This window comes from Pseudomonas sp. Tul2A7 (assembly GCF_054790505.1).
Genome location: NZ_CP186499.1, coordinates 53,004 through 67,595, shown reverse-complemented (window position 1 = coordinate 67,595; position 14,592 = coordinate 53,004). Strand labels below are relative to the sequence as shown.

At 59.1% G+C, this 14,592-nt stretch carries 16 protein-coding genes; 14 read left to right on the top strand and 2 right to left on the bottom strand.

Annotated features, from left to right (window positions below; genetic code table 11):
- Nucleotides 1–28: 28 nt before the first annotated feature.
- The 4 genes from ACOYXJ_RS00400 to mtnC all read left to right on the top strand — a co-directional run bounded on the left by ACOYXJ_RS00400 (nucleotide 29) and on the right by mtnC (nucleotide 3,125).
- Nucleotides 29–1,174 (top strand): MFS transporter, encoded by a 1,146-nt coding sequence (locus ACOYXJ_RS00400; RefSeq protein WP_150794497.1) that lies wholly within the window; start codon nucleotides 29–31, stop codon nucleotides 1,172–1,174.
- Nucleotides 1,171–1,797, top strand: a complete 627-nt coding sequence (locus ACOYXJ_RS00395; RefSeq protein WP_123449599.1) for a methylthioribulose 1-phosphate dehydratase — start codon at nucleotides 1,171–1,173, stop codon at nucleotides 1,795–1,797. Before ACOYXJ_RS00400 ends, ACOYXJ_RS00395 begins: the two co-directional genes overlap by 4 nt.
- 94 nt (nucleotides 1,798–1,891) lie before the next feature.
- Nucleotides 1,892–2,437 (top strand): 1,2-dihydroxy-3-keto-5-methylthiopentene dioxygenase, encoded by a 546-nt coding sequence (locus ACOYXJ_RS00390; protein WP_007914042.1) that lies wholly within the window; start codon nucleotides 1,892–1,894, stop codon nucleotides 2,435–2,437.
- Between the two features lie 4 nt (nucleotides 2,438–2,441).
- Nucleotides 2,442–3,125, top strand: a complete 684-nt coding sequence (gene mtnC, locus ACOYXJ_RS00385; RefSeq protein ID WP_460367331.1) for an acireductone synthase — start codon at nucleotides 2,442–2,444, stop codon at nucleotides 3,123–3,125.
- 186 nt (nucleotides 3,126–3,311) lie between these two features.
- Here mtnC and ACOYXJ_RS00380 read toward each other — a convergent pair whose 3' ends face one another.
- Nucleotides 3,312–3,590 (bottom strand): DUF3509 domain-containing protein, encoded by a 279-nt coding sequence (locus ACOYXJ_RS00380; RefSeq protein WP_008080936.1) that lies wholly within the window; start codon nucleotides 3,588–3,590, stop codon nucleotides 3,312–3,314.
- 390 nt (nucleotides 3,591–3,980) lie between these two features.
- Here ACOYXJ_RS00380 and ACOYXJ_RS00375 point away from each other — a divergent pair, with 390 nt between their 5' ends.
- The 10 genes from ACOYXJ_RS00375 (at nucleotide 3,981) to ACOYXJ_RS00330 (ending at nucleotide 13,158) form a co-directional block, all read left to right on the top strand.
- Nucleotides 3,981–5,819: a long-chain-acyl-CoA synthetase gene (locus ACOYXJ_RS00375; RefSeq protein WP_460367328.1), complete on the top strand. Its 1,839-nt coding sequence runs from the start codon at nucleotides 3,981–3,983 to the stop codon at nucleotides 5,817–5,819.
- A gap of 97 nt (nucleotides 5,820–5,916) precedes the next feature.
- Nucleotides 5,917–6,435: an ankyrin repeat domain-containing protein gene (locus tag ACOYXJ_RS00370; RefSeq protein WP_095120017.1), complete on the top strand. Its 519-nt coding sequence runs from the start codon at nucleotides 5,917–5,919 to the stop codon at nucleotides 6,433–6,435.
- Nucleotides 6,436–6,602: 167 nt separating this feature from the next.
- Nucleotides 6,603–7,133: a hypothetical protein gene (locus tag ACOYXJ_RS00365; protein ID WP_150730535.1), complete on the top strand. Its 531-nt coding sequence runs from the start codon at nucleotides 6,603–6,605 to the stop codon at nucleotides 7,131–7,133.
- A gap of 71 nt (nucleotides 7,134–7,204) precedes the next feature.
- Nucleotides 7,205–7,396, top strand: a complete 192-nt coding sequence (locus ACOYXJ_RS00360; protein WP_007914053.1) for a PLDc N-terminal domain-containing protein — start codon at nucleotides 7,205–7,207, stop codon at nucleotides 7,394–7,396.
- A 230-nt stretch (nucleotides 7,397–7,626) separates the two neighbouring features.
- Entirely contained in the window at nucleotides 7,627–8,502 is an 876-nt protein-coding gene (gene speE, locus ACOYXJ_RS00355) for a polyamine aminopropyltransferase (protein WP_016982904.1), read from the top strand.
- A gap of 218 nt (nucleotides 8,503–8,720) precedes the next feature.
- A complete protein-coding gene (locus tag ACOYXJ_RS00350) occupies nucleotides 8,721–8,954 on the top strand; it encodes a hypothetical protein (RefSeq protein ID WP_150794501.1) in 234 nt (77 codons plus the stop codon).
- 209 nt (nucleotides 8,955–9,163) lie between these two features.
- Entirely contained in the window at nucleotides 9,164–9,511 is a 348-nt protein-coding gene (locus ACOYXJ_RS00345) for a ribonuclease E inhibitor RraB (protein WP_007914059.1), read from the top strand.
- Nucleotides 9,512–9,985: 474 nt separating this feature from the next.
- The gene (locus tag ACOYXJ_RS00340) at nucleotides 9,986–11,395 is read left to right on the top strand and encodes a circularly permuted type 2 ATP-grasp protein (protein WP_007914061.1); all 1,410 of its coding nucleotides are present in this window, start codon (nucleotides 9,986–9,988) and stop codon (nucleotides 11,393–11,395) included.
- Nucleotides 11,396–11,407: 12 nt separating this feature from the next.
- On the top strand, nucleotides 11,408–12,358 hold the full coding sequence (locus ACOYXJ_RS00335) for an alpha-E domain-containing protein (RefSeq protein WP_016982907.1): 951 nt from the start codon (nucleotides 11,408–11,410) through the stop codon (nucleotides 12,356–12,358).
- On the top strand, nucleotides 12,355–13,158 hold the full coding sequence (locus tag ACOYXJ_RS00330) for a transglutaminase family protein (RefSeq protein WP_064391212.1): 804 nt from the start codon (nucleotides 12,355–12,357) through the stop codon (nucleotides 13,156–13,158). Before ACOYXJ_RS00335 ends, ACOYXJ_RS00330 begins: the two co-directional genes overlap by 4 nt.
- 109 nt (nucleotides 13,159–13,267) lie before the next feature.
- Here the strand turns inward: ACOYXJ_RS00330 and ACOYXJ_RS00325 are convergent, their stop codons facing one another.
- Nucleotides 13,268–14,089 carry a c-type cytochrome gene (locus ACOYXJ_RS00325; protein ID WP_460373074.1) on the bottom strand — a complete coding sequence of 274 codons (822 nt, stop codon included), beginning with the start codon at nucleotides 14,087–14,089 and terminating at the stop codon, nucleotides 13,268–13,270.
- Nucleotides 14,090–14,592: the final 503 nt, after the last annotated feature.

Here is a 14,592-nt window from a genome sequence, read left to right as displayed (position 1 = left end):
CAGGCCTTGAAGCCGTCGCGGCATAACCGTGGCGGCGCTCCCTTACTGGCGGCTGTCCAGTTTCTATCTGTTCTATTTCGCCTTGCTCGGTTCGACAGCGCCGTTTCTGGCGCTGTACTTCGATCACCTCGGCTTCAGTCCGGCGCGGATCGGTGAACTGGTCGCGATCCCGATGCTGATGCGCTGCGTGGCGCCGAACATCTGGGGCTGGCTCGGCGATTACACCGGCAAACGCCTGGCCATCGTGCGCTTTGGCGCGGCGTGCACACTGCTGACCTTCTCGTTGATTTTCGTCAGCAAGACCTACGCTTGGCTGGCGATGGTCATGGCGCTGCACGCATTCTTCTGGCACGCGGTGCTGCCGCAGTTCGAAGTCATCACCCTGGCGCATTTGCAAGGGCAGACCTCGCGTTACAGCCAGATTCGCCTGTGGGGCTCAATCGGTTTCATCATCACCGTTGTGGTGCTGGGCCGGCTGTTCGAATGGCTGAGCCTCGACATCTATCCGGCGGCGCTGGTGTTGATCATGGCCGGCATCGTCCTCAGCAGTCTGTGGGTGCCGAATGCGCAACCGCCGCAAGGCAATCGGCCGAGCGGTGAGGGCTTTCTCAAGCAACTGCGCAATCCCGGCGTGCTGGCGTTTTACGGCTGCGTGGCGCTGATGCAAATGAGCCACGGCCCGTATTACACCTTTCTGACCTTGCACCTGGAACGACTCGGTTACACACGCGGCACCATCGGCATGCTCTGGGCCGTGGGTGTGGTCGCAGAAGTGCTGATGTTCATGGCGATGAGCCGGATTCTTGCGCGGTTTTCCCTGCGTCGGGTGCTGATGGCGAGTTTTCTGCTGGCGGCGCTGCGCTGGTTGCTGCTAGGTTCGTTCGCCGAGTTCCTGTGGGTGCTGTTGTTTGCACAGGTGCTTCATGCGGCGACCTTCGGCAGTTTTCACGCCGCTGCCATCGCTTTCGTGCAACGTAGCTTCGGCGCGCGCCAGCAAGGGCAGGGCCAGGCGTTGTACGCCGCACTGGCCGGCACCGGCGGTGCGCTCGGTGCGTTGTATTCCGGTTACAGCTGGAATGCCCTCGGCGCGACATTGACCTTTAGTATTGCCAGTCTCGCGGCGCTCGCTGCTGCCGTTATCATTGCCACACGTATGCAAGAGGACAGGCCATGAGCCTTACGCGTGAACAACTCGCCCAGCAAATCGTCGACGCCGGGCGCTTTCTTTATGGTCGCGGCTGGTCGCCGGCCACCAGCAGCAATTACTCGACGCGCCTGTCGCCGAGCGAAGCGCTGCTGACCGTGTCCGGCAAGCACAAAGGCCAGTTGGGTCTGGACGATGTGCTCGCCACCGATCTGTCGGGCAACAGCCTGGAACCGGGCAAAAAGCCGTCCGCCGAGACCTTGCTGCACACCCAGCTGTATAGCTGGCGGCCGGAGATCGGCGCAGTGCTGCACACCCATTCGGTGAATGCCACGGTGCTGTCGCGCCTGACCCCGCAAGACTTTATCGAGTTCGAAGACTACGAATTGCAGAAAGCCTTCAGCGGCATTTCGACCCACGAATCCAGGGTGCGCGTGCCGATTTTCGACAACGATCAGGACATTGCGCGCCTCGCCGCCAAGGTGCAGCCTTGGCTCGACGCCCATCCCGATTGCGTCGGTTATCTGATTCGCGGCCACGGCCTCTACACCTGGGGCGCGCAGATGAACGACGCGCTGCGGCAGATCGAGGCCTTTGAATTTCTGTTTGAATGCGAGTTGAAAACCCGCAGCGTCATGAACCGCCAAGGCTGACTTCACCAGAAGTAGCCCATTTGCCTGATGAAATGCTGTGCCCGACCGGTCTGCAAGAACCGGACGGCAAGGCCGATACCGAGGAATTGCCCCAATGAGCAGCCTGTCCGTCTATCACGTTTCCAGCCCCGATATTCCCAACAAGGTGCTGACCCACTTCGAAGACATCGCCTCGACCCTGGCCGAGCAGGGCGTGCGCTTCGACCGCTGGCAAGCCGCGGCGAAGATTCAGCCCGGCGCCACCCAGGAAGAAGTGATCAGCGCTTATAAAGAGCAGATCGACAAATTGATGACCGAGCGCGGTTACATCACTGTCGATGTGATCAGCCTGAACAGCGATCACCCGCAAAAAGCTGAATTGCGCGCCAAGTTCCTCGAAGAACATCGCCATGGCGAAGACGAAGTCAGATTTTTCGTCGCCGGCCGTGGGCTGTTCACTCTGCATATCGACGATTACGTCTACGCCGTACTGTGCGAGAAGAACGATCTGATCTCGGTACCGGCCGGCACCAAGCACTGGTTCGACATGGGCGAGCATCCGCACTTTGTCGCGATTCGCCTGTTCAACAACCCTGAAGGCTGGGTTGCCAATTTCACCGGCGAAGACATCGCCGGCCGCTTCCCGCGTCTGGAGGACTGATTCGATGTCGATCAAAGCCATTGTCACTGACATCGAAGGCACCACCAGCGCGGTGAGTTTCGTGTTTGACGTGCTATTTCCCTACGCGGCCAAACATTTGCCGGATTTCGTTCGGCAGAACGCCGAACGCGCCGATGTTGCCGAGCAACTCGACGCCGTGCGCCGTGACAGCAACGCGCCGCAGGCCGATGTTGAACGGGTTGTCGAGATTCTGTTGAGCTGGATCGAGGAAGATCGCAAAGCCACGCCGCTCAAAGCCTTGCAAGGCATGGTCTGGGCCCAGGGTTATCACGCCGGGCATTTGAAGGGGCATGTTTACCCGGATGCCGTTGAAGCGTTGCGACGCTGGCATGCTGCCGGTTATCAACTGTTTGTGTACTCGTCGGGATCGATCCAAGCGCAGAAGCTGATTTTTGGCTGCTCGGAGGCGGGGGATCTGACACCGCTGTTCAGCGGCTATTTCGACACGACGTCGGGGCCCAAGCGTGAGGCGCAGTCGTACACCAATATCCAGAAAGCCATTGGCGTCGAACCCGAAGAAATCCTGTTCCTCTCGGATATCGTCGAAGAGCTCGACGCCGCGCAAGCAGCCGGCCTGCAAACCTGCGGCCTCGCCCGTGAAGGCGGCGAGCTGGGCAGCCACATCACCGTCGACACGTTCACCGGCATAGAACCCGAAGCTTTCTAACCCACACTCGATCCAAATGTGGGAGCGAGCCTGCTCGCGAAAGCGTCCGTTCAGCCAGCATTTTCAGTGGCTGACACAGCCTATTCGCGAGCAGGCTCGCTCCCACAGGGGATTGGCGTCAGCCACAAAAAAACAGGCCGTGAAGCGAAAGCTCCACGGCCTGTCTTGTTTAAAGCGCTTTATAAATTACAGCGAGTGATAAGTCGGCAGAGCAAAACGCTGCTGGCTCTGCAGCATGGCAATTTGCGGCAGTTCACTGGCTTGTTCAGCCAGGTCGCGGCGAATTGCACTGATCGCCCACGACAATTGGTCGCCGGCATGCAGTTGCTGATAGGTCAGTGCGCGTTTGAACACTTTGCCGTCGCTGCTGCGCAGAGTCAGCAGAATCCCGCCATCGGGACGTGGCGCAGTGGTGACGTCGAAGTTGGAGAACAGGGAGGTAAATTTTTCTTGGATCAGGCTCATGTCTTTCAGCTCCGTATGCACTTGAATGGCAAGCATGCAGAGGAGGTTGCAGCGATTGTGCCAGCATTTGAAATTAATAAAATCCTTATAAATCAATAAGTTAAAAAATAGGAAAATTCAGGTTGTCGTGCAAACTGCATGAATGGCCATCGTGCATCCTGCATTTTGCGGGATCGTTGTCGAAACAACGGAACCAATCGCTTACCCGATGATCATCGCCGCCGTCGGCCGATCAGCGGATACAAAACATTGCAAAAACCGCGTGTACAGCCCGAGAAGCGCTGACGTATTTTCGATCTCGACCCGCGCTCGAACGCGTCGGTTGCTTCAAGCCAAAGCCCGAAAAATAAAAACATCGACCTGCACGCCAAGGTCGGACGGGGAGCTTCCATGAGCCACGCGCCAAGCGACACGATTACCTGGGGCATGATGCTCCGCAAACTGCCGATGATTGCCAAAGCCATTCCGCGAGTGGTCAAGGGCATGAAGGTGGCCAATGTCACGGATCCGACCCAAAGCTGTGGCCTTGGCTGGACGTTCGAGCAAGCGACACTGCGCAATCCCGAAGGGCCTGCGCTATTACAGGGTGAAGTGCTGCTGACCTATGCGCAGGTCAACCAATGGGCCAACCGCATCGCGCACTATCTGAACGGGCAGGGCATTGGCAAGGGCGACGTGGTCGCGGTGTTCATCGAAAACCGCCCGGAACTGCTGGTGACGATTCTGGCGCTGGCCAAGGTCGGTGCGGTCAGCGCGCTGCTCAATACCTCGCAGACCCGCGACACGCTGATCCACAGTGTCAATCTGGTAGCGCCGGTGGCGATTGTCGTCGGCGAAGAGCTGCTTCCGGCTTATGCGGCGATTCGCGAGCAAGTGGCGATCACCGCGCCGCGCACCTGGTTTGTCGCCGATCAGGACACCTACAGCCATCCGGGCATTGCGCCCGAAGGCTACGTCAATCTGATCAGCGCCAGTGCCGATGCCTCCAGCGAGAACCCGTCGAGCAGTCAGCAGGTGTTTTTCGACGATCCGTGTTTCTACATTTACACCTCCGGCACCACCGGCCTGCCCAAGGCTGGGGTGTTCAAGCACGGGCGCTGGATGCGCAGCTCCGCCAGTTTCGGCATGATCGCCCTCAACATGGGCCCCGATGACGTTGTCTATTGCACTTTGCCGCTGTATCACGCCACCGGTCTTTGCGTGTGCTGGGGCTCGGCAGTCAACGGCGCCTCGGGCTTCGCGATTCGTCGCAAGTTCAGCGCCAGCCAGTTCTGGAACGACGTGCGTCGTTATCGCGCGACCACCATCGGTTATGTCGGCGAGTTGTGTCGTTATCTGGTCGATCAACCGGCCAGCGCCGATGACAGTCGGCACGACGTGCGCAAGATGATCGGCAACGGCTTGCGTCCCGGCGCCTGGGCCGAGTTTAAGACCCGTTTCGCCGTCGAGCACATCTGCGAGCTGTATGCGGCGAGCGACGGCAATATCGGTTTCACCAACATTCTCAACTTCGACAACACCATTGGCTTCTCGCTGATGGCGTGGGAGCTGGTGGCCTACGATCATGACAGCGGCGAACCGCTGCGCAGCGCTGACGGTTTCATGCGCAAGGTTGGCAAGGGCGAGCAGGGCTTGCTGCTGGCGCGGATCGACGAGAAGGCGCCGCTGGACGGCTACACCGATCCGCAGAAAACCGCCAAGGTCGTGTTGCACGACGTGTTTAGCAAAGGCGATCGCTTTTTCAACACCGGCGACCTACTGCGCAATATCGGTTTTGGCCACGCACAATTTGTTGATCGGCTCGGTGATACGTATCGCTGGAAGGGCGAAAACGTCTCGACCACTGAAGTCGAAAACCTGTTGCTGCAACACCCGCACATCTCCGAAGCAGTGGCTTATGGCGTGGAAATCCGCAATACCAACGGCCGTGCCGGGATGGCGGCGATAACGCCTGCGGAATCCCTTGCGACGCTGGATTTCGCCGAGTTGCTGACCTTTGCCCGGGAGCGTATGCCGGCCTATGCCGTGCCGTTGTTCCTGCGAGTGAAGGTCAAGATGGAAACCACCGGCACCTTCAAATATCAGAAAACCCGCCTGAAAAATGAAGGCTTCGACCCCGGTCAGACGGGCGATGATCCGATCTACGCCTGGCTGCCCGGAACGCAGACTTATGTTCGGGTCACTGACGACGTATTGGCCGAAATTCATCAAGGCAAACATCGTTATTGAATCTGGCTATGAGACGGCTTGAGAAAAAGGGGGTGACAGCCACCGTCGCGCTCGGGAAACTGTCGGCTTTCCGATTGACCGAAAGTGGAGTTGCCCCATGTCCGACCAAAGCCGCCAGATGACCCCTGAAGAAGCTGCCGAATTCACCGAGCAGGTTTTCAACAAGGCGCGTGACGGTGATGCTGAGATGCTCGATCGCCTGGTCAGCGCCGGTTTGCCGGTCAACCTGAAAAATAGCAAGGGTGACACGCTGCTGATGCTGGCGAGCTACTACGGCCATGTCGATGCGGTGAACGTACTGCTTAAACACAAGGCTGACCCGGAAATGCGCAATGGCAACGGCCAGAGTCCGATTGCCGGTGCGGCGTTCAAAGGTGATTTGGCAGTGGTCAAGGCGCTGGTCGAGGCGGGTGCCGAGATCGAAGGCTCGTCGTTTGATGGTCGTACGGCGCTGATGATGGCGGCGATGTTCAACCGCGTTGCAATCGTTGAATACCTGATCAGCAAAGGCGCCAACGCGCAGGCCAAGGACGCCAACGGCGTGACGGCGCTCGACGCTGCACGGACGATGGGCGCGGTTGATACCACGGCGCAGCTGGAAAAATTGTTGGGTTGATAAGATCAGAAGATCGCAGCCTGCGGCAGCTCCTGCACTGATTGCGTTTGTGGCCCGTTTCGCGGTCGAACGCTGAATTTGCAGGAGCTGCCGCAGGCTGCGATCTTTTGCTTTGTGCGCTATCCTCCGCGCCCTCGAAATTCACCTTCGCCACAGGATCCGCCCTCATGAAAGCCGCACTCGTCGAACTCATCAGCAAAATCAGCTCCGGCTGCATGGGCGAGGACGAGATCGTGAAAGTCGCCGACGAAGCGGCACAGGCCTACGCCGATGCCGATGCCTTTCTGACAGCCAATCCGGACATCAACTACGACGACACCTTTCCGATTCCGCTGGGCGAGTGGGTGGTGGTCGGCAGTCTGCCGGAAACCGTGCTGTTCCAGGCTGACACCTACGTTGACCTGTTCGCGCAGATCGTTGCCTCTTTTGGCCCGGGCGTTGATTTCAACCTCAAGCCCAAGCAACTGGCCAAGACCGAAGCACTGACTGCGCTCAATCGAATCCAGGTGCAAATGAGCAGCATGAACAAGGAAAACGGCGGTTACACGCTGATGAACTTCAGTCAGTTGCTCGACGACGAGCTGCAGATGGTTTTGGTCTACGGCAACGACGTGCCACGGGTACTGGAGTTGTGCGCCGAAGTCGGCATCGCCGCGGCGCCATCGCTTGAAGCCCTGAAGATCGCTGTTCACGTCTGAACGCAATAAAAGGGAACCCTGCGCGCGACCGTCTATCCTAAAAGTGCATGCCACTATTCTGGAGCGACACTATGGGTTCCACGTTCAACGGTCTGATTGGCCTGATCATCCTTGCCCTCGACATCTGGGCCATCATCAACGTGTTGAAAAGCGGCGCGACCACCGGGATGAAAATCGTCTGGGTGCTGCTGATCATCCTCCTGCCGGTGCTGGGCCTGATCATCTGGGCGATTGCCGGACCGCGGGGTAACGTGCGGATCTGATAACACCGCATTACCCCTGTGGGAGCGAGCCTGCTCGCGAAAGCGCTAGATCAGTCACCGACAATGTTGACTGGTACGCCGCCTTCGCGAGCAGGCTCGCTCCCACATGGGATTGTGGTCTGCCGATGAAGTGAGGTTCGACCTGTCATCTTCGGCAACGTAGAATGCGCGCCTTTCCCGGGCAATCGTCCCCACGATTGACGCCCGCGCATTCATCGGAGCACTTGACCATGACCGTCACCAAAACCAGCGAGTACCTGGAAACCCTCTACGAAGGCTACGGCCAGCGTTTTCGCATGGAAAAACTGCTGCACGAAGTGCGCACCGAACACCAGCATCTGGTGATTTTCCAGAACCCGCGCATGGGTCGTGTAATGGCGCTGGACGGCGTGATCCAGACCACCGAAGCCGACGAATTCATCTACCACGAAATGCTCACCCACGTGCCGATCCTCGCCCACGGCAGCGCCAAGCGCGTGCTGATCATTGGTGGCGGTGACGGCGGCATGCTCCGTGAAGTGACCAAGCACGCCGGTGTCGAGCACATCACCATGGTCGAGATCGACGGCACCGTGGTCGACATGTGCAAAGAGTTTCTGCCGAACCACTCCAGCGGCGCCTACGACGATCCACGCCTGAACCTGGTGATCGACGACGGCATGCGTTTCGTCGCCACCACCACGGAAAAATTCGACGTGATCATCTCCGACTCCACCGACCCGATCGGCCCGGGCGAAGTGCTGTTCTCGGAGAACTTTTACCAGGCGTGCCATCGCTGCCTGAACGAGGGCGGCATCCTCGTGACCCAGAACGGCACGCCGTTCATGCAGATCGACGAAGTGAAAACCACGGCCGGGCGTCTGAACAGCCTGTTCCCGGACTGGCACTTCTATCAAGCCGCAGTGCCGACCTACATCGGTGGCTCGATGACCTTTGCCTGGGGCTCGACCAACCCGGCTTACCGCAAGCTGAGCCGTGAAACCCTGCAACAGCGCTTCATTGGCAGCGGCATCGTCACTCGCTACTACAACCCGGAAATCCACATCGGCGCCTTCGCTTTGCCGCAGTACGTGCTGCAGGCGATCAACAAGCCAAGCAACGATTAAATAATCGCTGCAAAACTTTGTAGGAGTGAGCCTGCTCGCGATTACGGTCTGTCTACCAACATCACCGTTGGATGGGAAATCGACATCGCGACCAGGCTCACTCCTACAGTAGATGTCGTTTTTTCATCTTCGCCCGCTGTAATCCTTTTGAACCAACTTTCGGCGTACCAGTCGATTTAGGTGTAAGCCCACTTGCGGGTTTGATCGAGGAGGCACCGATGCAAAAGTGGAAAGTCACTTTCGTGGACGATCATGGTGAAATTGTCGATGAGGTGTTCGAGCAGGCGGAATGCCCCACTGATGATGAGGCCGCTCGAATGGTCAAGGCGCGACTACTCCCTGTCGCCGCCGAACTGGATCTAAACGATCTGGAAGGGCGCACCGCCGATGCCGGGGTGAAAAGCCTGAAAACCCAGAACAGCATCGAAATCCGCAGCATCACCCCAATCTGAAATTCTTCTTGTCACCTTCAACACCAGGCCTTGGCAGCGGCTCTAACTTGGGGCTACTCTGCAAGCGAGATCAGCGAACGGATCGCTAAGGTCTGGTCTTGTCAGCTACATGCTTGTTCCCGCGTGCAACCACGTTGCCGTCGTACTTTGGCCTAAGGCCCGGGGCGGGAATACGGAAAGTCTATCCATCTATGCGAGGGGGACGATTCATGAGCACAGCCTATCAAGAAGACATCAGCAGCAATGTTCTGCGCCGCATGAAAGAAGGCGGTTTCGATTTTTCCCGATTCCATCCCATCGAGTTCTACGCGATTTTCCCGGACGAGGAGCGGGCGCGCAGGGCGGCAGGCAAATTTCGCGGTGAGTCCATCAATGCCCAGGTCAGCGTGCGTGATGACGGTGCGTGGGCGCTGGAATTGAGCAAAGTGATGTACGCGACCTATGACGATATCGGCGACTTCGAGCAGGGTTTCTCTGCCGTGGTTGAACCTCTGGGCGGCATTATCGAAGGCTGGGGTGTGAAACAGGAGGTGCGCAACCGCCACCGTTTGAACTGATCTCTGGTTTCATTTGTTGAACAACGGCTGACCTTCGGGTTGGCCGTTGTCATTTCCGGCGTAAGCAAAACCCTGAAACAAGAAACCGAGGCAAAAAAAAACCACCGGAGAGGGTGGCTAAAAGGGAAGACCGATAAGGAGAGGAAACCGGTCAGGGTTACAGCGGGGCGGGCTGCGAGGGCAGTCCAGGTCAGTTGAGCTGGCGACTTCGCGGCGCTGTGCGCGGGGAAGTTTTGCAGCGAATGCGCGGATTATCCGCAGGCAGTGCCGGGCAGTGAAATCAACTCTGACTATGCTGGTGATAGGCGATGCAGTGCGTCGCAATGAAGCGGGGGCAATCCGGTTGGGGCATTTGCCGCACAGGAATGGTGCGGTGCCTGCGGCGTGTATTTCCAACCGATTGAAATCAAAGCGTTTATGCCGATGGCACGGGCCTTGCGAAGGCCTGTATGTCCGGGTGACAAGGAGTACGGCATGATCCGCACCTATTTTGATGAGATGTACGATGCCGGCGGCCAGGTTCGCCCGCATTATCGCGAGTTCGCCCGCTGGCTGGCCGACACGCCTGACGAGCTGCTGGCCCAACGGCGACGCGAGGCTGACTTGCTGTTCCATCGCGCCGGGATCACTTTCACGCTCTATGGCGACGAGCAGGGCACCGAGCGCCTGATTCCTTTCGACACCATCCCGCGCAGCATTCCCGCCAGCGAGTGGCGAATCGTCGAGCGCGGCTGCATCCAGCGGGTCAAGGCGCTGAACATGTTTCTCGCTGACCTCTATCATGAGCAGCGCATCATCAAGGCCGGGATCATTCCTGCGGAACAGGTGCTGGCCAACGAGCAATATCAGTTGGCGATGCAAGGCCTCGATCTGCACCGTGATATCTATTCGCACATCTCCGGCGTCGATCTGGTGCGCGATGGCGACGGCACTTATTACGTGCTCGAAGACAACCTGCGCACCCCGAGCGGCGTCAGCTATATGCTCGAAGACCGCAAGATGATGATGCGCCTGTTCCCGGAGCTGTTTGCCGCGCAGCGCATTGCGCCGATCGATCACTACCCGAACCTGCTACTCGACACCCTGAAAAGCTCAAGTCCGATCGACGACCCGAGCGTCGTGGTGCTGACGCCCGGACGCTTCAACAGTGCATTCTTCGAGCACGCGTTTCTCGCCCGGGAAATGGGCGTGGAACTGGTCGAAGGCGCGGATCTGTTCGTGCGTGACGACAAAGTGTTCATGCGCACCACCGACGGCCCGAAAGCGGTGGACGTGATCTACCGCCGCCTCGACGACGCGTTCCTCGACCCGCTGGCGTTCAATCCCGACTCGATGCTCGGTGTGCCGGGGCTGCTGTCGTCCTATCGCTCCGGCAATGTGGTGCTGGCCAACGCCATCGGCACCGGTGTGGCGGATGACAAATCGGTGTATCCGTTTGTTACCGACATGATCCGTTTTTATCTCGACGAAGAACCGATCCTGAAGAACGTGCCGACCTGGCAATGCCGCAACCCGTCTGAACTTTCCCACGTGCTGGCCAATCTTCCAGATCTGGTGGTCAAGGAAACCCAGGGTTCCGGCGGTTACGGGATGTTGGTGGGGCCGGCGTCGACGAAGGCCGAAATTGATGCCTTCCGCGAACGGATCAAGGCCAAGCCGCACGCGTACATCGCGCAACCGACGCTGTCGCTGTCGACCTGCCCGACTTTTGTCGAAAACGGTATCGCACCGCGCCATATCGACTTGCGTCCGTTTGTGCTGTCCGGGCGCGAAACACGGGTGGTGCCCGGCGGTTTGACCCGTGTCGCGCTGCGCGAAGGCTCCCTGGTGGTGAATTCCTCCCAGGGCGGCGGAACCAAGGACACCTGGGTGGTCGAGGATTGAAGGAAGCTTGCCATGTTAAGTAGAACTGCCTCGGATCTGTATTGGATGTCGCGTTACCTGGAGCGGGCGGAAAACCTCGCCCGGATGCTCGACATCAGTTACTCGCTGTCGTTGATGCCGCAGGACGGTCGCGGCGACGGTTTGCACGAATTGGCCATGCCGTTGCTGATCACCGGCACCCTCGACGATTATCTGGAGCGCCATGGCGCGCTGCATGCCGAGCGCCTGTTGCACTTTTTCGCCCTCGATGCGGCCAATCCGGCGAGCATCTACAGCTGCCTCGGCGCGGCGCGGGCCAGTGCGCACGCCGTGCGCGGGCGCATCACGGCGGACATGTGGGAGAACATCAACTCGACGTGGCTGGAGATTCGCGGGATCGCCGAGCAGGGCCTCAGTCGCTATGGCATGAGCCGTTTCTGCGAGTGGATCAAGGAGCGTTCGCACCTGTTCCGTGGTGCGTCGTACGGCACGATCATGCGGAATGATGCGTTTCGTTTCATTCGCCTCGGTACGTTCATCGAACGCGCGGACAACACCCTGCGATTGCTCGATGCCCGCTATGAAATGGCTGGCGATCAGGCTGAAGCAGTCAGCGACGGTACGGCCCACGCCTACTACCAGTGGAGCGCCTTGCTGCGCGCCTTGTCCTCCTTCGAGGCCTACACCGAAATCTACCGCGATGCGCCCGGCGCCCGTCACGTCGCCGAGTTGCTGCTGTTGCGCGCCGATGTACCGCGCTCACTGCGGGCCTGCACCGAAGAGATTGATCAGATTCTCGCGCAGTTACCCGGCGCCAACGGCCGACCGGCGCAGCGTCTGGCGGCAGAGATGGACGCACGCTTGCGTTACACCGGCATCAACGAAATTCTCGAGGAAGGCCTGCACGCCTGGCTGACCGAATTCATCCCGCTGGTGCGCCAGTTGGGCAACGCCATTCACAGTTCCTACCTGGAGGCTGCATGAGACTTTCCATAAGCCACGAGACCACCTATCACTACGAAGATCAGGTGCGGGCGAGCATCCAGTACCTGCGACTGACACCCCACGACAGCGAGCGTCAGCACGTGTTGAGCTGGCAACTCGACCTGCCACGCCCGGTGCGTGCGCAACTCGATCCGTTCGGCAATATCCTGCATGTGCTGACCATGGATGAGCCGCACGAAGCGATCATCATCGGTGCGCGGGGGCAGGTTGATATCGATGAGTTGCGCGAGGCCGAGCATGAGAGCCAGTCGGCGCTGCCGTTCCTGCGTTTTACCCGGCTGACAGAGGCAGATGAGGCGTTGCGCGCGTTTGCCGAGAGATCCTGCAAACAGCGGCGCGATCGCACCGCGCTGATCGATCTGATGCACGGTTTGAATCAGCACATGACCTACACGCCGGGGTCCACCGAGGTCGATACCAGCGCCGCTGAGGCCTTCGCCGGGCGTGCGGGTGTTTGCCAGGATCATGCTCACGCATTTCTGGCGTGCGCACGCAGCCTCGGGATTCCGTCGCGTTATGTTTCGGGGTATTTGTACAGCGAGGATTGTGAACATTTGGCCAGCCACGCCTGGGCAGAAGCGTGGCTGGATGACGCCTGGTACAGCTTTGACGTGACCAATGAGTTGGCGCGGCCGGAGCGGCATTTGAAGCTGGCGGTGGGCCTCGATTATCTCGACGCCTGCCCGGTGCGCGGCATGCGCCGCGGCGGCGGGTGTGAGCAGATGCATGCGAAGGTGTTCGTCTCGCCAACGCCGATCATCTCCGTGCAACAACAGTAACGGGTTCACGCATAACCCGAGCCTGCTCGCGATAGCGGTCTGACAGTTGAATTATCAGTGTCTGACACTCCGCTATCGCGAGCAGGCTCACTCCTACAAGGAAATGTGCTCAGGGCTTAACCTTGCGTCCGGCCATGTGCCGCAAATAGCCCACCAACATCTGCAAATCCCCCTCCGGCAACACCTCTACCGAAAACCCCGGCATCTTCGCCTGCGGCCACTGCCGCAAACTCTGCGGATCACGAATGTAGCGCTTGAGGAAATCCGCGCCGAAATACTCGGTCGGGTTATACGGAATATTCAGATCCGGCCCGAATTGCGCGTCTCCCGCACCGTTCAATCGGTGACACGCCAGACAGTTCTTCTGAAACAGCGCAAACCCGCGATTCACCGGGTCATCCGCCTTCAACGCAGGATCCGGCAGCAGGGCAGGGAAGCGCTCGGCCACCGGCGCCAAGCGCTTGATGCTCGCGACTTCGAACGGCCATTGCTCCGGGCTGATATTGCCCGCCTGTGGATCGGTCCAGACCAGATAAAACGGCCCGGCGCTGTGCTTGCCTTCCGACAGCGGTGGCCATGGTTGAGCCGGATCTTCGATGGCCAGCCAGGCCCGTGCGCCCTCACGGTTGAGCAACGGCGCAGCAGCCAGCTCCGCGGCAAACCCGTCCAGTGCCACCGCTTGCAGGTGATCTTGCGGTTTGATCCCGGTCAGCAGCGCGGCCACGGGCACGGCGCGATAGGTCATGTCCTTCTTGTAGGACACATCGTCTTTGATCGTGAGGGTTTGTATCTGAGGATGCTTGAGCAATTCCTCGGTCTGCCAGGTGCGGCTGCTTGCGCCCAGTTGCAGATCCAACTGTGCGGCAGACAAGGGCATGCTCAGCAGCATGGCCCCGAACACAATGAGCGCTTTCAAATGATCGCCGTCCATGTCGTAGGAGTGCGCCAAGGTTGGCACAGCCACGCTGGCCCGGGTAGCGGGCCAGTCACATTTTCAGTGGCGATAAACAGCACCTGCCGCTTGGTTCAGCCGATGACCTTGGTCAGATTCGGCAAAATCAACAACAGCGTCGTGGCGAAAAGAATGAGCCCTGCTTGACGTACTTTCGGTTGTTTGAACATGGCTTGACCGCCTTTATTGTTATTTCCTGATGCTTGCCTGCATATCCATGACGGCACGCGTTGCACTTCCTGTTGAAGAACGCCTGCCTCGGCAAAACCCGACGACCATGACGTACATGTTCTACATTAGGGGCCACGTCACGCTTGGCTTAGATCCATTTCGTCTGGAGTGCTGAGAAACTGCGATTAAAAAGGCATGAGGCGTATTGCCAGCTTCTTTGCCGCCCGCTGGCTAGACAACTCGCCGACCTGAACCGGTTCACCCGCTGGCCAATGACCGTCCGTCTGAGCGGGTGCGTCAAGCGCATTGAG

Bases quoted from the DNA above. Each gene is read 5' to 3' on its own strand.
- ACOYXJ_RS00395 (WP_123449599.1), top strand. From the start codon at position 1,171: ATGAGCCTTACGCGTGAACAACTCGCCCAGCAAATCGTCGACGCCGGG.
- ACOYXJ_RS00390 (WP_007914042.1), top strand. From the start codon at position 1,892: ATGAGCAGCCTGTCCGTCTATCACGTTTCCAGCCCCGATATTCCCAAC.
- mtnC (WP_460367331.1), top strand. From the start codon at position 2,442: ATGTCGATCAAAGCCATTGTCACTGACATCGAAGGCACCACCAGCGCG.
- ACOYXJ_RS00380 (WP_008080936.1), bottom strand. From the start codon at position 3,590: ATGAGCCTGATCCAAGAAAAATTTACCTCCCTGTTCTCCAACTTCGAC.
- ACOYXJ_RS00375 (WP_460367328.1), top strand. From the start codon at position 3,981: ATGAGCCACGCGCCAAGCGACACGATTACCTGGGGCATGATGCTCCGC.
- ACOYXJ_RS00370 (WP_095120017.1), top strand. From the start codon at position 5,917: ATGTCCGACCAAAGCCGCCAGATGACCCCTGAAGAAGCTGCCGAATTC.
- ACOYXJ_RS00365 (WP_150730535.1), top strand. From the start codon at position 6,603: ATGAAAGCCGCACTCGTCGAACTCATCAGCAAAATCAGCTCCGGCTGC.
- ACOYXJ_RS00360 (WP_007914053.1), top strand. From the start codon at position 7,205: ATGGGTTCCACGTTCAACGGTCTGATTGGCCTGATCATCCTTGCCCTC.
- speE (WP_016982904.1), top strand. From the start codon at position 7,627: ATGACCGTCACCAAAACCAGCGAGTACCTGGAAACCCTCTACGAAGGC.
- ACOYXJ_RS00350 (WP_150794501.1), top strand. From the start codon at position 8,721: ATGCAAAAGTGGAAAGTCACTTTCGTGGACGATCATGGTGAAATTGTC.
- ACOYXJ_RS00345 (WP_007914059.1), top strand. From the start codon at position 9,164: ATGAGCACAGCCTATCAAGAAGACATCAGCAGCAATGTTCTGCGCCGC.
- ACOYXJ_RS00340 (WP_007914061.1), top strand. From the start codon at position 9,986: ATGATCCGCACCTATTTTGATGAGATGTACGATGCCGGCGGCCAGGTT.
- ACOYXJ_RS00335 (WP_016982907.1), top strand. From the start codon at position 11,408: ATGTTAAGTAGAACTGCCTCGGATCTGTATTGGATGTCGCGTTACCTG.
- ACOYXJ_RS00330 (WP_064391212.1), top strand. From the start codon at position 12,355: ATGAGACTTTCCATAAGCCACGAGACCACCTATCACTACGAAGATCAG.
- ACOYXJ_RS00325 (WP_460373074.1), bottom strand. From the start codon at position 14,089: ATGGACGGCGATCATTTGAAAGCGCTCATTGTGTTCGGGGCCATGCTG.